The following is a 17162-nucleotide window of genomic DNA, read 5'->3' as shown; positions in this document are numbered from 1 at the left end:
TTCGGAAAATAAATTTATGTTATATAATTTATTTTGTTGTCCGAAGATATATATTATTGTATTAAAAGATTTATCACTTTTAATATAGTCCTTAAAGCTTGATATTTTGGTTTGCAAAATGTAAGATAAAATAAAAGTGTTGTATACAAAGCGGTGAAACACAGGAAAAATACATCAGGAGGGTAATATGGAAAATCTTAAAATTTTATTTGCTTCTTCCGAAGTAGTACCTTTTGCAAAAACCGGAGGTCTTGCAGATGTAGCAGGTTCGCTGCCAAAAGCAATAAAAGCTATGGGCACAGATATCAGAGTAGTTATGCCGAAGTATAAATGCATTGATAAAAAATATACCGACAAGATGGAGCTTATTAGCAGTTTTTATGTTAACATAGTCTGGCGCAGACAGCTCTGTGGAGTTTATAAGCTTGTGAAGGATAATGTTGATTATTATTTTATAGAGAATGACTTTTATTTCAATAGAGACGGACTTTATGGCTATTTCGACCAGGCAGAACAGTTTACATTTTTTAACAGAGCTCTTTTGGAAATGCTGCCTCATATAGGTTTTCAACCTGATGTAGTACATTTTAACGATTGGCAGACAGGAATAGGAAGCCTGCTATTGGAGTCTGATTATAAAGAACTTAAGTATTATAAGGATATGAAGTCATTGTTCACCATACATAATATCAAGTATCAAGGAATATTTCCAAAGGAGATAATGGACAGCGTGCTTGGTTTAAGTTGGGAATATTTTCACCTGAACGGTTTGGAACACAATGATCAGGTCAATTTCATGAAGGCTGGTATAGCTTATTCCAGTATTGTAAATACAGTAAGTAAAACATATGCAGACGAGATAAAGCACGACTTCTTTGGAGAAGGGCTAAATGGAATAATAAACAGACGTGCAGGAGATGTATACGGTATATTGAACGGAATAGATTACGATCATAACAACCCTTCAACAGATAAAAGATTATATGTCAATTACAGTTCCAGAAGTATAAATGGAAAATATGAAAATAAGAAAATGCTTCAGGAAGAATTAAAGCTTCCTGTAAAAGATGTTCCGATGGTAGGAATAATTTCAAGGCTTGTAGATCAGAAGGGGTTTGATCTCATAGACTGTGTAATTATGGAGATACTCCAGATGGATTTGCAGCTAGTTGTCTTGGGAACGGGCGAATATAAGTATGAGAATATGTTCAGGTGGGCTAGTGAGGTTTATCCTGAGAAGGTGTCTGCAAACATTAAATATGATGATGTATTGGCACAAAGGATTTATGCAAGTTCTGACATATTTCTGATGCCATCCCTATTTGAGCCCTGTGGATTAAGCCAGATGTTCAGTATGAGGTACGGCACAATACCCCTCGTAAGAGAAACCGGAGGCCTTAATGATACTGTGAGGCCGTATAACGAGTTTACGGGTGAAGGAAACGGGTTTACATTTGCCAATTATAATGCACATGATATGCTGTATACGATAAGAAGAGCTGTTGAAATCTATCAAAACAAGCCCATATGGGAGATGCTCGTTAAGAGAGTAATGAAAGAAGACTTCAGGTGGGAGAAGTCAGCAAGTGAATATGTTGAATTGTATCGTAGAGCGATGGAGAAAGAATAAATATGTTTAAGGTGACTGAGTGTGGAATATAAAACACCTGTTTTAGAAGAGATTGAGAGGTATATATCATCCAATCCGCTTCCTTTTCATATGCCGGGGCATAAGATGGGAAAAGGGTTTAAAAAAGGGTATTTTGACCGGATTGCAGCAATGGATTTGACAGAAATTCCAAGGCTTGATAACCTGCATTACCCCGATGGGGTGATAAAGGAAGCACAAGACTTGGCAGCCAGGGCTTTTGGTGCTGAACATACTTTTTTTCTTGTTAATGGCTCTACCTGTGGAATACATGCAATAATTAAGTCAATTTGCAAGCCGGGTGAGAAGTTGTTGGTAGGACGTGACTGCCATAAATCGGTAATTAACGGAATGATGCTATGGGGTGTGGAACCTTATTATATTAATCCCGATTTTGATGTAGGCTTTGGCATCCCTACCGTGATATCCCCTCAAAAAGTCCGTGAGGCTTTTGAAAAGAATCATGATTGTAAAGGCATATTATTGACAAGGCCAAACTATTATGGAATTTGCTCGGATTTAGAGTCTATTGCATCTATAGCCTCATCATATGGAAAGATTCTTGCCGTTGATGAGGCCCATGGTGCACATCTAAAGTTTAATAATGCACTGCCTAAGTGTGCTATGGAGCTTGGTGCAGATGTATGTATTCAAAGTGCCCATAAAACTCTTCCAGCATTTACACAAGGGTCATACCTCCATGTAAAGTCAGGGAAAATTGATGTGGAAAGGCTTAAAAGTATTCTTGGAATGTTGCAAACAACCAGTCCTTCATATGTAGTCATGTCATCCTTGGACTATTCAAGGGCACTGATGGAAAATGAAGGAGAGGATCTTCTGGAAAGTCTCATCAAAAATATTGATTGGTTTATAAATTCATTGAAGGCAATTAATGAGTTTTCAGTTTTGTCTGTCAATAGCATGGGGAATTTCCTTACTGATAGGACCAGACTGGTTATAAACGTTAATAGAATAGGACTTACAGGATTTGAGGTTGAAAGGATATTAAGATTTGATTATAATATACAGGTTGAGATGTCAGATCCAGGTAACATTGTTTGCATTGCTACCGTATCCGATGCAAGGGAGGATTTTGAAAGGCTTTTTCTTGCACTTGCAGACATCAGGACCAGGGTTGTTAAAGAAGAGAAAACAGCCGATATTAATTTATATAAGTATAATTGCAGCATGGGAGTACCTGAGCAAGTGGTGTCACTAGGGGATGCATTTAATTCACGGTCAAAAAAGGTTCAGCTTCAATATGCTGCAGGTATGATTGCAAAAGGCACCATTACTCCTTATCCTCCAGGTATACCTGTTGTTTGTCCTGGAGAGCGAATCAGCAAGGATATAGTTGATTCCCTGTCTGCTTTATTAAAGCAGGGAGGAAATGTTAACGGTATTGGAAAGCATGATGAGATAGAGGTTATTGATTATTTATGATTGGTGATTAGAGATTAGTCATTCCTTAAGTAAAGTATGTGGTCGGAGGTAACCATGGGCAGGGGATATTTTATTACAGTTGAAGGTACTGATGGGTCTGGAAAGACAACCCAGATAAAATTGATCGAAGAGTATTTGAAAAGTAAGAATAAATCGGTGGTGCTGACCAGGGAGCCTGGTGGAACCCAAATAAGCGAAAAAATAAGAGATATATTGCTGGATTCACAGAATTCTGAAATGGGAATAACCACTGAGATGCTTTTATATGCTTCTGCCAGATCCCAACTGGTGTCGGAAGTTATAAGGCCTGCAATAAAGGAAGGTAAAGTTGTCATTTGCGATAGGTTTGTTGATTCCAGCTATGTTTATCAGGGATTTGGAAGAGGTATTGACCTTAAGGTAATTACAGATGTCAACAGAATAGCACTTGATGGATTGGTGCCCGATATTACTTTGTTTTTTGATATAGATCCTGTTGATGCTTTGAGAAGGAGAAGCAATGCAACAGGGCTGGACAGAATTGAAAAAGAAAAAATGGACTTTCATAAAAGGGTGTATAACGGGTATAAAAAATTGGCAATGCTATATTCGGACAGAATTACTTGCATAGACAGCAGCAGAAGTATTGAAGAAATATTCGGTGATGTTAAAGTTTGCCTTAATGAGCTCATGGATTTTTAGGGAATTGCAAAAAAATCTATATTAGAAAATCTATTTCTTTACTATAAAGGAATGTGTGGAGTGATTCTAAATGAAGGTTGGAAATTTGGGAGATAATACTGCCAATATCACTGAGACCCGTGGCCGTGAGGAAAGGAAAATTTCCGAAACAAGGAACAGCAATTTTCATACAAAGCTTGCACAGGCTGAAGTAAGTAATTTTGATGAGCGTGTAAGGAATATGTTTAACAAAATTGCTGAACAGGGCGATAAGCTGGCGAAGAAGATAGATATCAGGGAATTTAAAATTTACAAGGCAATGATTTCTGAATTCCTTGATGAAATAGTCAACAATTCACACAAGTTTTCCAAAAAGAGCTTTCTTGACAGGCGTGGAAGGTATAAGGTTTATGCTGTTATTAAGAGAATTAATGAGGAGCTTGACCTTCTTGCCAAAGAATTTCTTAATGGTGAAAAGGATAACATTCAGATTCTGCAGAGGTTGGATGATATACGGGGATTGATTTTAGATATAATAATGTAAGGGGTGTGCAGCCATATTTAACAGTGTTGTTGGGCAGGCAGAGGTTAAAGAAACGCTTGAAAATTCTATAAAGAGCAGTAAGATATCCCACGCTTATGTTTTTACAGGACCAAAGGGAATAGGCAAAAAGACTTTTGCAAAGATTTTCTCAGGCTTGCTGTTATGCCAGGAACTATCAGAAGATACAAGGTGCGGCCAATGCTTCGCATGTAAAACCTTTGATAACAATACAAATCCCGATTTCAAAATAATTGATGCAGGTGAAGGCAGCATTGGCGTAGATGATATAAGAAATATACAAAGTGATGTTATTATAAAGCCATTATATTCTGCAAGGAAGGTTTATCTTATCTTTGAGGCGGACAAAATGACTGTTCAGGCACAAAATTGCCTCTTGAAGACACTTGAGGAACCACCGCCGTATGCGGTTATTATTTTGACTGCTTCCAACTATGAAGCACTAATGGAAACCATTCGTTCAAGGGTTTTACGGCTCTCTTTTAATAAGTACAGCAATGGAGAATTAAAGGCTATTATCGACAGAACCATGGACAAGCCTGTTAATAATATTGATTTTGTCCTTTCCTTCTCTGACGGTATAGCAGGCAATGCTTTGGATATTGCCGGATCAGAAGAATTTGTCCGGTTACGAGAGGATACCATTCAAATGATTTTAAGCTTGAATAAAAAAGCTGATGAAATCTTCAGTGCCATAAAATTTATGGAAGATAATAAAAGTGTTGTTGAAATTGTATTGGACATTATGCTAACATTTTTCAGGGACTTAATTATATACAAAAAAACCAGGGATGAAAAAATGTTGATTAATTCTGATAAAAAGGGTATCATATTAAATAATGTTGATAAATTCACTGTAAAGAAGCTTGGCGAAAATATTGAGCTGATTGAAAATACTAGGCGGATTTTACAGCAGAACGCTAATTTTCAACTTTCAATGGAAGTAATGCTTATGAAGCTTCAGGAGGAGTAATATAAATGGTAAAGGTGGTTGGGGTTAGGTTTAAAAGTGCAGGGAAGATTTATTTCTTTGATCCCGGCGATTTGGAAATTGAAGTTGACACAAATGTTATTGTGGAAACAGCTAGAGGTGTGGAGTTTGGACTTGTTGTTATTCCTATCAGGGAAGTGGCTGAGGAGGAGATAGTAGCCCCATTAAAGCCGGTAATAAGGATTGCAACAGAAGACGACAAGAAACACGCAGATGATAACAAAAAGAAGGAAGAAGAAGCATTTAACATATGCTTGAAAAAAATAAAAGACCACAATTTAGATATGAAATTAATTGATGTTGAATATACATTTGATAACAATAAGGTATTGTTCTATTTCACTGCTGACGGAAGGGTGGATTTTAGAGAACTGGTAAAAGACCTTGCATCTGTTTTCAAAACAAGGATTGAACTAAGGCAGATAGGAGTCAGGGATGAAGCTAAAATGCTTGGAGGTATAGGCGTTTGCGGAAGGGTTTTATGCTGTAATTCCTATTTGGGTGAGTTTCAGCCTGTGTCTATAAAAATGGCAAAGGAACAATGCCTATCATTAAATCCTACAAAGATATCAGGAACATGTGGAAGGCTGATGTGCTGTTTGAAGTACGAACAGGATGCTTATGAAGAAATACTTTCAAGGGTTCCGAGGGTCGGTGCTATTGTAAGTACCCCAGGCGGCCAGGGAACTGTTATGGAAATAAGTCTTCTTAAGGAATTGGTTAAGGTAAAATTGGATAAAGGCAATGAAACAGACTTGCAGATCTACAAGTCCGATGAAGTAAAGGTAATAAAAGATGTTGCAAAAGAGGATGATACCGACATTAACATTGAAGAGTTAAAGAGTTTGGAAGATTAGAAAAAATAAAAAAAAGAGTTTCCTTTAATGAGCATTGGTGGTAAAATAGTAAAGTCGATAATATATAGTATTAGTATTTGCGTATATGTAAATTATCAAGGAGGTGTTGTTGATGGCATATTTTATTGAAGACTCATGTATTAGCTGTGGAGCTTGTGAATCAGAATGCCCTGTTTCCTGTATAACTGCTGGGGATAAAGCATATGTGATTGACGCAGATGCATGTATCTCATGCGGTGCTTGTGCAAATGTTTGTCCAGTGAATGCACCAAAGGAACAATAATTAATTTTAAATAGGGTCGGGCAGAGATCATCGGTATCTTTGCCCGACTTTATTAATGTCTGGATAAGGTATGGATATAAAGTGGATATGATTTTAAATGAGAATGAGGCTATTGATGACCTCCAATATAAAGGTCTTAAGATTATTCAAAAGAAGGATGGATTTAAGTTTGGTATAGATGCAGTTATATTAAGCAATTTCCTTGATGTGAAAAAGAATGATGAAGTTATTGATTTGGGAACGGGAACAGGCATAATACCTATTTTGGTGGCAGGCAAGACTCAGGCTAAATCAGTAATAGGCCTTGAAATACAGCCTGATATGGCGGAAATGGCAAATAGAAGCGTTAATCTTAACTCTCTTGGTGAGAGGGTTGAGATTGTATGTGGTGATATAAAGGAAAGTGTTGAGCATTTTGGCAGTTCTAAATTTAACATAGTAGTAACCAACCCGCCTTATACAGGCTGTCCGAAAATTAAATTTTTAGATATTTTACAACATTATGCAATTTTAAATATAGAATAATGATTGGAATCTGGAAAGTTTGAAAAATAACACTTATTAAATTACCCTACATTCACCTAAATCATCTTAAATTGAAGCGACTATTTCCTTTGTTCCTTTGATGTTTATTAACCTTTTCATATTATAACAAAAGAAAGCTAGGCCTGTTTCGCCTGAAACAAGCTTTTTGCCACGAAGTAAGAAATATTCAAAATTCATAACTCTTTTTAGTGTTCCAAATGGATGTTCCACAATCATTTGTCTTTTTTTGTACTTAGCACCATTAGCATTAAATCGTTCTATAGCATTTTCAACTATCTCTTCCTTTGGGTTGCGTTCAATGTGACGACCATATTTTGATGTTGTGCATTTATCCCGATATGGGCAATTTTGGCACTCTTCATAATTATAATAAATTTTCATCTTTACATCTTCACTTTTTGAACGCATATATAATTTTTTCCCAGCCGGGCAAATGTACATGTCATTATCCTTGTCATATATAAACTTTTCTTTTATATATCCAGAATCGATATTTGGTGTTACTACTTTTTGTTTTGGAACATATGGCACAATTCCGTTTTCTTCACACTTTATAATATCTTCACTTTTAAAATATGCTTTATCTGCTAATACTTCTATACTGTCAACTCCCAATTTCTCCTTTGCATTTTTAGCTACATCATATAACAACCCTTGATCAACTGCATCATTTCTCACTTCATAATCTATTATTAATTTGTTTTTCTCATCTACTGCTGTTTGTACATTGTAGCCAATTATTGTTCCTTTTGTATTACCAGTTTTCATTCTTTTTGCATCAGGATCAGTTAAGCTTATTCCTGAGGTATCGTTAAGCACTTCTTTAAGTTCATTGTAGAGCTCTTTCTTTTCTTCAAGGACTTTAATTCTATCGCTAATTTCTTTTGTTGCTTCTTTACAATCATTTTCTTCCAATGCTTTTAAATATTCCTTTAACTTTTCCTCTGTCAACTCTTCCATGAATTTAAGTTTCTTTAAAGTATAATATTTACTCTTGGCCGCATCTGCTCTTATTTTAGTCCCATCTATAGCAATTAATTCTTTTCCTATTAGGTTAAAATCATTACATATATTAATAAGGTTTTTAAATAGATTATCAAAACAGTCAATATGTTCTTTACGAAAATCAGATATTACTGAATGTTTTGGTTGTACTCCTTTCAATAACCATTTAACTTCCAAATTTATTTTTGCTTGTTTTTCTAGCTTTCTAGAACTTCTTATACCATTGAAATATCCATATACATACAGTTTAATTAAATCCATTGGTGAATACATTGATCTTCCAGAATTCTCATTATTCCCTTCTTTAAATCCCAGATCTTTAATATCCATTGATTCAATTAATGCATCAATTGCCCTAACTTCACTTTCTTCATCTATATGGTCTTCTAGGCTACTTAGCTCAACCTGTTTTCTACTAATGCCTTTTACATAATTCATAATTTTATAAACCTCAAAATTATTATTTGTTATATTATATCATATATGTTAATATAATGCATGATTTTCGGACAGCCTGTATATGAGCGTTGGAAGAGGGCTTGTCAATCCTTCCGATACAAAATCGATAGCAAGGCATGAGATTTTATGTACTTTGGAGGACATAATAAGGGTAAGCTCAAGACTTCTCGTTCCAGGGGGGCAGTTTGCAATGGTTCACAGGCCTCAACGCTTGGTTGATATATTGTTTCTAATGAGGCAGTATAAAATAGAGCCGAAGTTTTTAAGGTTTGTTCATCCGTCTCCTTATAAACGTGCAAATCTTGTTCTTGTTAAAGGCTTTAGGGGTGGCAATCCCGAACTTAAAATGATGGAGCCCCTTTATGTCTATGATGAGAATGGCAGGTATTCAAAGGATATAGATGATATATATCAAAGAGGAGAATAGTAAATTGAGTGATAAAGGAATTCTGTATCTGGTTGCAACTCCTATAGGCAATTTGGAAGATATAACGTTAAGGGCCATAAAAGTTTTAAAGCAGGTTGATATTATTGCTGCCGAAGATACCCGACAGACTATAAAGCTTCTTAACCACCTTGAAATAAAAAAGCCTTTAGTCAGTTATTATGAACACAATAAAATAAGTAAGGGCAATTATCTTATTGAGCAGCTTTTAGAAGGCAAGGAGATTGCTCTGGTTTCTGATGCTGGAACGCCTGCAATATCAGATCCTGGTGAAGATCTGGTTAAGCTTGCTATTGAGAACGGCATCCAAATAACCTCCATCCCTGGCCCGGTGGCTGCTATAGCGGGGATAACTGCATCAGGTCTTCAGTGTGGGAGGTTCGTATTTGAAGGTTTCCTGCCCATGAATAAGAAGGTAAGGAAGGACAGGCTGAGCCAGCTCAAAGGTGAAATCCGTACTATAGTATTCTATGAAGCTCCTCACAAATTGATATATACATTGAAAGATTTATATGAAATCCTTGGAGACCGCAGGATTGTACTGGCAAGAGAACTTACCAAAAGGTTTGAGGAGTACTTAAGGTTCAGTTTAAAGGAGGCACTGGATTTTTATACCGAGAAAGCACCTAAAGGTGAATTTGTGCTTATGGTAGAGGGAGCCAGCGAAGAGGAAATAGAAGAAGAGCGGACTTGCAAATGGAGCAATATTACTTTGGGGGAGCATATTAAAATATACCTAGATGAGGGTATGACCAAAAAGGAGTCTATTTCCAAGGTAGCTGCCGACCGTGGGCTGAGCAAAAGAGATGTATATAACAGCTATATGAAAAAGTAAAATCAATGTATGGTATACATAATAGTTTCCTGGACAACAAAAAAGGACTGTCATAAAACAGCCCTTTTCTTATGTGTTAAATTATTTCTTAAGTTCTCTCATGCAATCTGGGCAGATATTCTTTCCCTTGTATACTGAAACATCTTTAGCATTTCCGCAGAATATGCAAGCTGGCTCGTATTTCTTGAGTATAATTGTCTGACCATCTACGTATATTTCTAAAGCATCCTTTTCTGCGATGTCAAGTGTTCTTCTTAATTCGATTGGAAGTACAACCCTTCCTAATTCGTCAACTTTTCTAACAATTCCAGTAGATTTCATTTTTTTTCCTCCTCTAAAATTACAGTATTCGACAAACTTTGCATTTTTATAGTAGCATAAATTCCAGCTAACGTCAACAATAAATTTAAAAAAATTCTAAAAAATGTTTTCTAAAAATTTAGTTAATTAATGCCAGAAACTCAGAATGCAGCTATATCAACTTATTATTTTGCTGGTTAACTGGAATATATTTTTTGTATTAAAACAAAGTACAATTAGCTTCTAAAAAAAGAAATAATTAACTGGTAAGTTTAAAGAATTTGGAACGACAATATTCGACAAAGAATTCGACATTGTTTCAAGAAAAAAACCTGCAAATATTTGTTATAATTGTAAAGCACGCAATACAATGATGCTTCATCGTAACCACTTTTAGACATTTTCACTATTCTTAAAAACATATATGTAGATAACCTGTCATATAAATAAAATGATAACTGAAAACATATAGGTGGAGTAATGCTCAATTATATTTGGATGGGTATGCTGCTAATTGGTTTTATAATTGGAGGATTAAACGGCAGGCTTGAGACTGTGACCCAGGCGGCATTTAATTCATCGAAATCCGCTGTGGAACTATCAATAGGGCTTCTTGGTATTCTGTGCCTGTGGACCGGATTAATGGGAGTGGCAGAAAAAAGCGGTTTATTAAACAAGCTGGCTTATCTGGTTTCTCCTCTTATAAGGGTGCTTTTTCCGCAAATCCCTAAAAAAAGTCCGGCTATTGGGGCAATAGTAATGAATATGGCAGCTAATTTTTTTGGACTTGGAAATGCTGCCACACCACTTGGATTAAAAGCAATGAAAGAGCTTCAAAATCATAATAATGTGAAAGATACAGCATCTGATTCGATGATTATGTTCCTTATACTTAATGCTTCGGCTATTCAGTTGGTGCCTGCCACAATCATTGCTCTTAGGTCCTCGGCAGGATCAACAAATCCAGCGGAGGTTATTGTTCCCATATGGGTAGCGTCAGCTTGTGCCGCAGCAACTGGAATTATTGCTGTCAAGATATTGGGAAGGGTGACAAAGAATCAGAAAAGAAGAATAAAATCAAAAAATTAAAAGCAATAATTATTCGGGAGTTGGTTAGTTATACTTAAAGATATTTCAAATTTAACTGTGCCGCTGATATTTGCGGTTATATTAATAGCGGGTGCTATAAAAAATGTAAAAGTTTATGATGTGTTTGTTGAGAACGCCAAGGAAGGTATAAGTACCATAGTAAAGATTATTCCTTCCCTTATAGGACTTATGGTGGCAATAGGGGTTTTTAGGGCATCAGGGGCCCTTGATATCATAATTTATGCTGCAAAGCCGTTCGCATCTTTGCTGGGAATTCCATCAGAGGCTTTGCCTCTTGCTTTTTTAAGGCCGATTTCAGGAAGTGCTTCTCTAGCCTTGGTATCAGATATAATGAAGAATTTCGGACCTGATTCATATGTTGGGAGGGTAGTTTCTACAATGATGGGATCAACAGAAACAATATTTTATACTTTGACCGTGTATTACGGGTCGGTAGGAATAAAAAACATAAGACATACTCTTGTGGCAGCGTTGATAGCTGAGTTTATCAGTGTATTGGTTTCAGTATGGGTATGTGCGTATATGTTTGGTACATAGCCCAAATTATTATAATAAAACAGGAGTGCATATGGATAATTATTGTATTGCAGTTTTTAAAAATAATGACTTACCGGGACAAAAAAGCTGTATTAAAAATTTCTTTCAACAAATATTATTAAGATTTAAGGAGATGGACAAAACCGACTGGTTTGAAACGTTAGAGATCACTAGTGAATTAATCATCAATTTAATAAGGATGCCATACACTATGGAAGAATATAGGGAGCTTAACGACAAAAAAAGAGAGATGGTTCTAAGGGATGCAATGGAAATTTGCCGTGCAAAAGGTGTGAAACACTGCATTCTGCCTTTTAAAATTCAAGAGGACATTGAATCGGAAGGGTTCTATAAAAAATGTTTTAATGGAAAAATTCTATACAGGGTGCTTTTAGCAAATATAATAAATAAAATATGTTACATCAAAGATTTAGACATAAATTCTATTGAAATTTCAATAATTAGTGGTAATGATAAAGCAGAATTATTACAAATTGTAAAATTGCTATCAAGTTTTATAAAATTTGTTACGATAATTACAAAAGATATGTGTATAAATAAGGAAGTAGAAGAAATTTTTTATGAAACAGGCACTTCAATAGGGATATCGGGAGATTATAGCAATACGCTGAAGCGGGCAGATATAATTATCAATTTAGGGGATGCAGAAGAATTCAAATGTTTTATAAAAGAGAAAGTTGTAGTGCTCAATTACGGAAAGGCAGCAGATTTTTATAAGAAGGTTTGGGTTATTAACGATATAAAAGTGGAATTGCCTTTGAATGTTGCCTTTATGTTGGATGACAGCTTACTTAAGCTATATAAGGTAAACGAGATTGCAGAAATACTTGTTATGCATAAAGCGGGTTATCCAATTATAGACGAAGGATACAGATGTGATTTGGATTTTATTGCCAAAGTAGCTGCGATATTTGATAATGATGGTTATGAGTTGGAGGGTTTCGAGTAAAAAAGATTGTGTTTTGCATTAATAAATGCCTGGATTAATAATGCTTATAATGTGACTGTAATTCTTGACAATAAGATGGTTTGTATTTTATAATGGTGAAAAATAAAAGTATTATACGGCTTTTTATTTATTTTAGTACATGCCGTTTAATTTGTCATTTTATTCTAATCGGTCACTTTTTGTTGATTTAAGAGCCTTAAGACAAGTGTTGACGCAAATGTATTGGAATTGGCACTGAACGAGACTTATTGTTTCTTAATATAGGTGCGTAAGAATAAATTAGTTAGAATTGCATATATTATCAACACAAATTTTAATAAAAGGAGAACTTCAAATGACCAGCAAAGAAGTTGTTTTGACTTATGAAGGGTTAAAAAAGTTAGAGGAAGAATTGGAATATTTGAAAGGTGTTAAAAGAAGAGAAATTGCTGAAAGAATAAAGCAGGCACTTTCTTTTGGGGATATTTCTGAAAACTCTGAGTATGATGAAGCTAAAAACGAGCAAGCCCATATTGAAGGTAGAATTGTTCAGATAGAAACGATGTTGAAGCATGCCAAGGTGATTGACGAGGATGAAGTTAGTACAGATGTTGTAAGTTTGGGATCCAAGGTCAGGCTTCTTGATGTTGAATTCAACGAAGAAGTTGAGTATTATATAGTTGGATCTACTGAAGCAGATCCATCCAAGTTTAAAATATCAAATGAGTCTCCTGTAGGTAGTGCACTGATAGGAAAGAAAACTGGCGAAGCGGTTGATGTAGCCGTACCTGACGGAGTTATAAACTTTAAAATTCTTGAGATTCACAAATAACTTGTAATTATGCATAAATTTATATATAATAGATAAAATAACAGTTTACATATCGTGTAAGCTGTTATTTTGTTGAAAAATTTGTGCCTACGAATATTTTTTCAAATATACAAATGAGTTGCTTTATAGGAGGAGAAAGATGTCTGAAAATATTGAACAAAATAATGAATTGCAGGATTTAAACGAATTGCTTAAGGTTAGAAGGGCTAAACTTTCAGAGCTGCAGAACAACGATAAGGACCCCTTTAAAATAGTTAAATTTGATGTTAATTCTTCAGCTAAACATATAGTGGATAATTTTGATGAAATGGAAGGCAAGCTTGTTTCTATAGCCGGAAGGATCATGTCAAAAAGAGGCATGGGTAAGGCAGGTTTCTGCAATCTCCAGGACAGGGACGGAAAAATTCAGCTTTATGTTCGCGTTGATGAAATCGGTGCTGATTGCTATAGTGAGTTCAAGAAATATGATATTGGAGATATAGTTGGAGTGAGCGGTGAAGTATTCAGAACTCACTCAGGTGAGGTTTCCATAAAGGTAAAGGAAATAACGCTTCTGACCAAATCACTGCAGCCGTTGCCTGAGAAATGGCATGGACTTAAAGATATGGATTTGAGATACAGACAAAGGTACGTTGACTTAATAGTAAATCCAGAGGTTAGGAGCACTTTTATAATAAGAAGTAAGATCATTAAAGCAGTTAGAGAGTTTCTTGATAATAGAGGATTTTTAGAAGTTGATACACCGCTTTTAAACACAATACCAGGAGGGGCTGCTGCAAAACCGTTTATAACACACCACAACACTCTTGATATCGACTTATATTTAAGAATTGCACCGGAGCTCTATTTAAAAAGGCTTATAGTAGGCGGTCTTGAAAAGGTATATGAGATGGGCAGAATGTTCAGGAACGAAGGTATGTCCATAAAACATAACCCTGAGTTTACTTTAATGGAGGTTTATGAAGCATATAATGACTATAAAGGTATGATGGAATTGACCGAAAACCTCATTTCTTCTGTAGCGGAAAAAGTTCTTGGCACTACAAAGATTAATTACCAGGGACAGGAAGTTGATTTGACACCACCATGGAATAGAATGACTATGGTTGAAGCGGTGAAAAAGCATACCGGTATAGATTTTGATGAGGTTAAAAGCGATGAGGAAGCAAGACAAATTGCTAAGGAGAAAAAGGTTCATCTCAATGGTGATTTAACAAAAGGCGAGATATTGAATTTGATGTTTGAAGAGTTTGTAGAAGAGCATCTTATACAGCCAACATTTATAATGGACTACCCTGTGGAGGTTTCACCTCTCACAAAAAGAAAGCCTGACAGGCCTGAATTGACAGAGAGGTTTGAGCTGTTCATAACAAGCAGGGAGATGGCAAATGCATATTCAGAGTTAAATGATCCCCTTGACCAAAGAGAAAGATTCGTAAATCAAATGAAAAAAAGGGAAGCAGGAGATGAGGAAGCAAACATGATGGACGAGGATTTCCTCACAGCCTTGGAATACGGTATGCCTCCTACAGGTGGCCTTGGTATAGGTATAGACAGGCTTATTATGCTTCTTACCGATTCTTACTCAATAAGAGATATACTGTTGTTCCCTACAATGAAGCCTCGTGATTAGTATTATTGAATGTAAGGCTGGAGGATAAGCAGATGGGTGAGCAAAAGGATCCTTATGAAATATTGGGATTAAAAAAGGATGCAAGCAAAGACGATATATTAAAAAGATATAACCTTCTAATGAAGAAGTATAAGAGTAATAAAAGCATTGAAGATGTTGAAGGCATAAAAGCTCAGATCAGGGAGATTGATGAAGCATATAATGTCCTTATGGGTTATGACCTTAATTCATTAGCGGAAGGCAAACTACTGGAGGAGGCCCAAAGACCTCCTAATCGCCTGTTGAAAAAATTAAATATTGACGAAAAGAAGTTGGGTAATTTTATACATTACTATAAAGTGCCCATGATTATAGGTATTATAGTTTTAGTAGGCTTATTTTTTACTGTAAAATCTATAGTAACCCGTGTGGAGCCGGATTTGAAAGTCAAGCTGGTAGGGATTTATCCTAACACCAGCGTTGAAAAGTTGGAAAATCAAATAGTGGGTAACATAGCTGGCCTCAAAAAAGTAGAAATAGACCCTATCATTTTTTGGGACAAAAATAGTCCTACCATAGAGTCTTCGATGGATATGAAATTGTTTACATTATCGGGGACTGGACATGTGGATGCTTATCTTCTCGACAGAGAACGATTTGATAAGCTTATGAACATGACGAACAGAGTACAGCAATTAGATGATATTGTTAAGAAATATAGAAATAAGATTGATGATAATAATCTATTAAAGAAGAAATTGAAAAATGAAAATGAAGAGCATATATATGGTATTGAAGTTGAAAGTAGAAGCATATTCAAAGGAACAGGATTGGAAAAGTTCAAAATTATACTTTCCGTTGGCATGGATGGAAAAAATGATGAAAATACAGCCAAGCTTGTGGATTTAATATTGAAGTAATAATATAGGAATACTTCTTACGACAGCATAAAGATATCAAGGTTGAAAAAATTATCCGGGAGGAATGAATATGGCAGAGGAGTTAGGTTATAGGGAAGAACATACAGGAGGTTCTGTAGACATATACCTTGCAGGTGAATTGGACATATATTCGTCTGAAGGGTTTAAGGAGAAACTGTACAATACAGCTGATACTACTGATGTTGACTTAAAAATACACTGTGATAACCTAAGATACATAGATAGTACTGGACTGGGTATTTTTGTAGGAGCACTTAAAAGAGTTAAGGGAAAAAACAAAAATATAATTCTTATTAATCTTAAGGATAATCTAAAAAAATTATTTATAATAACAGGACTTGATAAGGTATTTATTATAGAGGAGTGAAGAAATGGATAATTTTGATGTGATAGAGCTGAAGCTTCCTTTAAAGGCTGAGTATGTTAGTATTGTAAGATTGACAGCATCAGGCATATCAAATAGGATTGGTTTTGATATTGACTCTATTGAAGATATAAAGGTTGCCATAGCAGAGGTTTGCAACAAGCTTATTACTGTTGGAAGTGCAACAGAGGATTTTGTTAAGATAATTTTCAGGATTTCAAAGGATAAACTTACGGTTATCTTTGATTCTGAAGATGAATCACTTAAATGTATATTTAGTGGAAGCGATAATGAATTTGGTCTTTCAATTATTAATGCATTAATGGATGAAGTAGAGTTATGCTCAGATAGTTATATATTGTCGATATCAAAAGTGATCGAAGGGAAAAGTTAAAATGATCGATATGAATGATAATATAGATATTTCTCTAAATCAGGCAGATAATGATGAGATATTTTTAATATATAGGGATAATCCCAGTGTTTCCAACCGGAATGCCATCGTAAACCGGTTTATATACCTTGCTGAGATAATATCGAAAAAATTCGTCAATAGAGGCGTTGATTATGAGGATATTTATCAAGTAGGATGTATCGCACTTATTAAGGCTGTCGAACGCTTCAGTCCTGACAAAGGTGTTAAATTTGTGAGTTTTGCGACTCCTACAATTATTGGTGAAATAAAGAGGTATTTCAGAGACAAGGGTTCGGTTATTAGGATTCCGAGAAGAATATATGAGGTATATCAAAAGGTGAATCAGGCCAGAGATATGTTAACTCAGG

21 protein-coding genes (1 of these 21 running past the window's edge) are annotated in these 17162 nt (G+C 35.4%); 19 read left to right on the top strand and 2 right to left on the bottom strand.

The genetic code is table 11. From position 1 onward, the window contains the following. Nucleotides 1-187: 187 nt before the first annotated feature. From glgA to Bccel_RS11640, 8 genes are all read left to right on the top strand, one after another. On the top strand, nucleotides 188-1630 hold the full coding sequence (glgA, locus tag Bccel_RS11675; RefSeq protein ID WP_036944472.1) for a glycogen synthase GlgA: 1443 nt from the start codon (nucleotides 188-190) through the stop codon (nucleotides 1628-1630). A gap of 21 nt (nucleotides 1631-1651) precedes the next feature. Then, the gene (locus Bccel_RS11670; protein WP_242853171.1) at nucleotides 1652-3091 is read left to right on the top strand and encodes an aminotransferase class I/II-fold pyridoxal phosphate-dependent enzyme; all 1440 of its coding nucleotides are present in this window, start codon (nucleotides 1652-1654) and stop codon (nucleotides 3089-3091) included. Between the two features lie 54 nt (nucleotides 3092-3145). Beyond that, nucleotides 3146-3772, top strand: a complete 627-nt coding sequence (tmk, locus tag Bccel_RS11665) for a dTMP kinase (RefSeq protein WP_036944471.1) — start codon at nucleotides 3146-3148, stop codon at nucleotides 3770-3772. A 70-nt stretch (nucleotides 3773-3842) separates the two neighbouring features. Continuing rightward, on the top strand, nucleotides 3843-4295 hold the full coding sequence (locus Bccel_RS11660; protein ID WP_036944470.1) for a YaaR family protein: 453 nt from the start codon (nucleotides 3843-3845) through the stop codon (nucleotides 4293-4295). 13 nt (nucleotides 4296-4308) lie between these two features. Continuing rightward, nucleotides 4309-5286, top strand: a complete 978-nt coding sequence (locus tag Bccel_RS11655; protein ID WP_036944469.1) for a DNA polymerase III subunit — start codon at nucleotides 4309-4311, stop codon at nucleotides 5284-5286. A gap of 5 nt (nucleotides 5287-5291) precedes the next feature. Next, nucleotides 5292-6161, top strand: a complete 870-nt coding sequence (locus tag Bccel_RS11650; RefSeq protein ID WP_036944468.1) for a PSP1 domain-containing protein — start codon at nucleotides 5292-5294, stop codon at nucleotides 6159-6161. Between the two features lie 112 nt (nucleotides 6162-6273). Beyond that, complete coding sequence (locus tag Bccel_RS11645) at nucleotides 6274-6444, top strand: DUF362 domain-containing protein (protein ID WP_036944466.1); 171 nt, start codon at nucleotides 6274-6276, stop codon at nucleotides 6442-6444. Nucleotides 6445-6531: 87 nt separating this feature from the next. Further along, a complete protein-coding gene (locus Bccel_RS11640; RefSeq protein ID WP_081927127.1) occupies nucleotides 6532-6969 on the top strand; it encodes a tRNA1(Val) (adenine(37)-N6)-methyltransferase in 438 nt (145 codons plus the stop codon). 66 nt (nucleotides 6970-7035) lie between these two features. Here the strand turns inward: Bccel_RS11640 and Bccel_RS11635 are convergent, their stop codons facing one another. After that, complete coding sequence (locus Bccel_RS11635; protein ID WP_036936122.1) at nucleotides 7036-8433, bottom strand: IS1182 family transposase; 1398 nt, start codon at nucleotides 8431-8433, stop codon at nucleotides 7036-7038. An 82-nt stretch (nucleotides 8434-8515) separates the two neighbouring features. On the opposite strand from Bccel_RS11635, the gene Bccel_RS11630 reads away from it, so the two are divergent. Both Bccel_RS11630 and rsmI read left to right on the top strand, forming a co-directional pair. Then, nucleotides 8516-8881 carry a tRNA1(Val) (adenine(37)-N6)-methyltransferase gene (locus tag Bccel_RS11630; protein ID WP_050753398.1) on the top strand — a complete coding sequence of 122 codons (366 nt, stop codon included), beginning with the start codon at nucleotides 8516-8518 and terminating at the stop codon, nucleotides 8879-8881. A gap of 4 nt (nucleotides 8882-8885) precedes the next feature. Then, nucleotides 8886-9734 carry a 16S rRNA (cytidine(1402)-2'-O)-methyltransferase gene (rsmI, locus tag Bccel_RS11625; protein ID WP_036945676.1) on the top strand — a complete coding sequence of 283 codons (849 nt, stop codon included), beginning with the start codon at nucleotides 8886-8888 and terminating at the stop codon, nucleotides 9732-9734. Nucleotides 9735-9815: 81 nt separating this feature from the next. On the opposite strand, the gene Bccel_RS11620 is transcribed toward rsmI, so the two are convergent. Next, on the bottom strand, nucleotides 9816-10055 hold the full coding sequence (locus tag Bccel_RS11620; protein ID WP_036945675.1) for an AbrB/MazE/SpoVT family DNA-binding domain-containing protein: 240 nt from the start codon (nucleotides 10053-10055) through the stop codon (nucleotides 9816-9818). Nucleotides 10056-10514: 459 nt separating this feature from the next. Between Bccel_RS11620 and Bccel_RS11615 the strand changes: the two genes are divergently transcribed. From Bccel_RS11615 to Bccel_RS11575, 9 genes are all read left to right on the top strand, one after another. After that, nucleotides 10515-11123, top strand: a complete 609-nt coding sequence (locus Bccel_RS11615; protein WP_036945673.1) for a nucleoside recognition domain-containing protein — start codon at nucleotides 10515-10517, stop codon at nucleotides 11121-11123. A gap of 57 nt (nucleotides 11124-11180) precedes the next feature. Continuing rightward, nucleotides 11181-11681, top strand: coding sequence for a spore maturation protein (locus tag Bccel_RS11610; protein ID WP_242853212.1), 501 nt, complete (start codon nucleotides 11181-11183; stop codon nucleotides 11679-11681). Nucleotides 11682-11712: 31 nt separating this feature from the next. Beyond that, entirely contained in the window at nucleotides 11713-12651 is a 939-nt protein-coding gene (locus Bccel_RS11605) for a hypothetical protein (protein ID WP_036945669.1), read from the top strand. A 334-nt stretch (nucleotides 12652-12985) separates the two neighbouring features. After that, on the top strand, nucleotides 12986-13462 hold the full coding sequence (greA, locus tag Bccel_RS11600; protein ID WP_036945667.1) for a transcription elongation factor GreA: 477 nt from the start codon (nucleotides 12986-12988) through the stop codon (nucleotides 13460-13462). 139 nt (nucleotides 13463-13601) lie between these two features. Next, the gene (gene lysS, locus Bccel_RS11595) at nucleotides 13602-15095 is read left to right on the top strand and encodes a lysine--tRNA ligase (protein ID WP_036945665.1); all 1494 of its coding nucleotides are present in this window, start codon (nucleotides 13602-13604) and stop codon (nucleotides 15093-15095) included. Nucleotides 15096-15127: 32 nt separating this feature from the next. Further along, the gene (locus tag Bccel_RS11590; protein ID WP_036945664.1) at nucleotides 15128-15994 is read left to right on the top strand and encodes a J domain-containing protein; all 867 of its coding nucleotides are present in this window, start codon (nucleotides 15128-15130) and stop codon (nucleotides 15992-15994) included. 70 nt (nucleotides 15995-16064) lie between these two features. Beyond that, the gene (locus tag Bccel_RS11585; RefSeq protein ID WP_036945663.1) at nucleotides 16065-16382 is read left to right on the top strand and encodes an STAS domain-containing protein; all 318 of its coding nucleotides are present in this window, start codon (nucleotides 16065-16067) and stop codon (nucleotides 16380-16382) included. Between the two features lie 4 nt (nucleotides 16383-16386). Beyond that, on the top strand, nucleotides 16387-16773 hold the full coding sequence (locus Bccel_RS11580; RefSeq protein WP_036945662.1) for an ATP-binding protein: 387 nt from the start codon (nucleotides 16387-16389) through the stop codon (nucleotides 16771-16773). 1 nt (nucleotide 16774) lies between these two features. After that, nucleotides 16775-17162, top strand: partial view of a SigB/SigF/SigG family RNA polymerase sigma factor gene (locus Bccel_RS11575; RefSeq protein WP_476748357.1) — the 5' portion only. 377 nt of this gene lie beyond the right edge of the window; 388 of the gene's 765 nt are visible here — the first part of the coding sequence; the start codon lies at nucleotides 16775-16777; its stop codon lies beyond the right edge, outside the window.

Origin of the sequence: Pseudobacteroides cellulosolvens ATCC 35603 = DSM 2933, from assembly GCF_001262605.1 — a bacterium.
GTDB lineage: Bacteria > Bacillota > Clostridia > Acetivibrionales > DSM-2933 > Pseudobacteroides > Pseudobacteroides cellulosolvens.
Note: the sequence above shows the minus strand (reverse complement) of the source record. Positions and strands in the feature narration are given on the sequence as shown.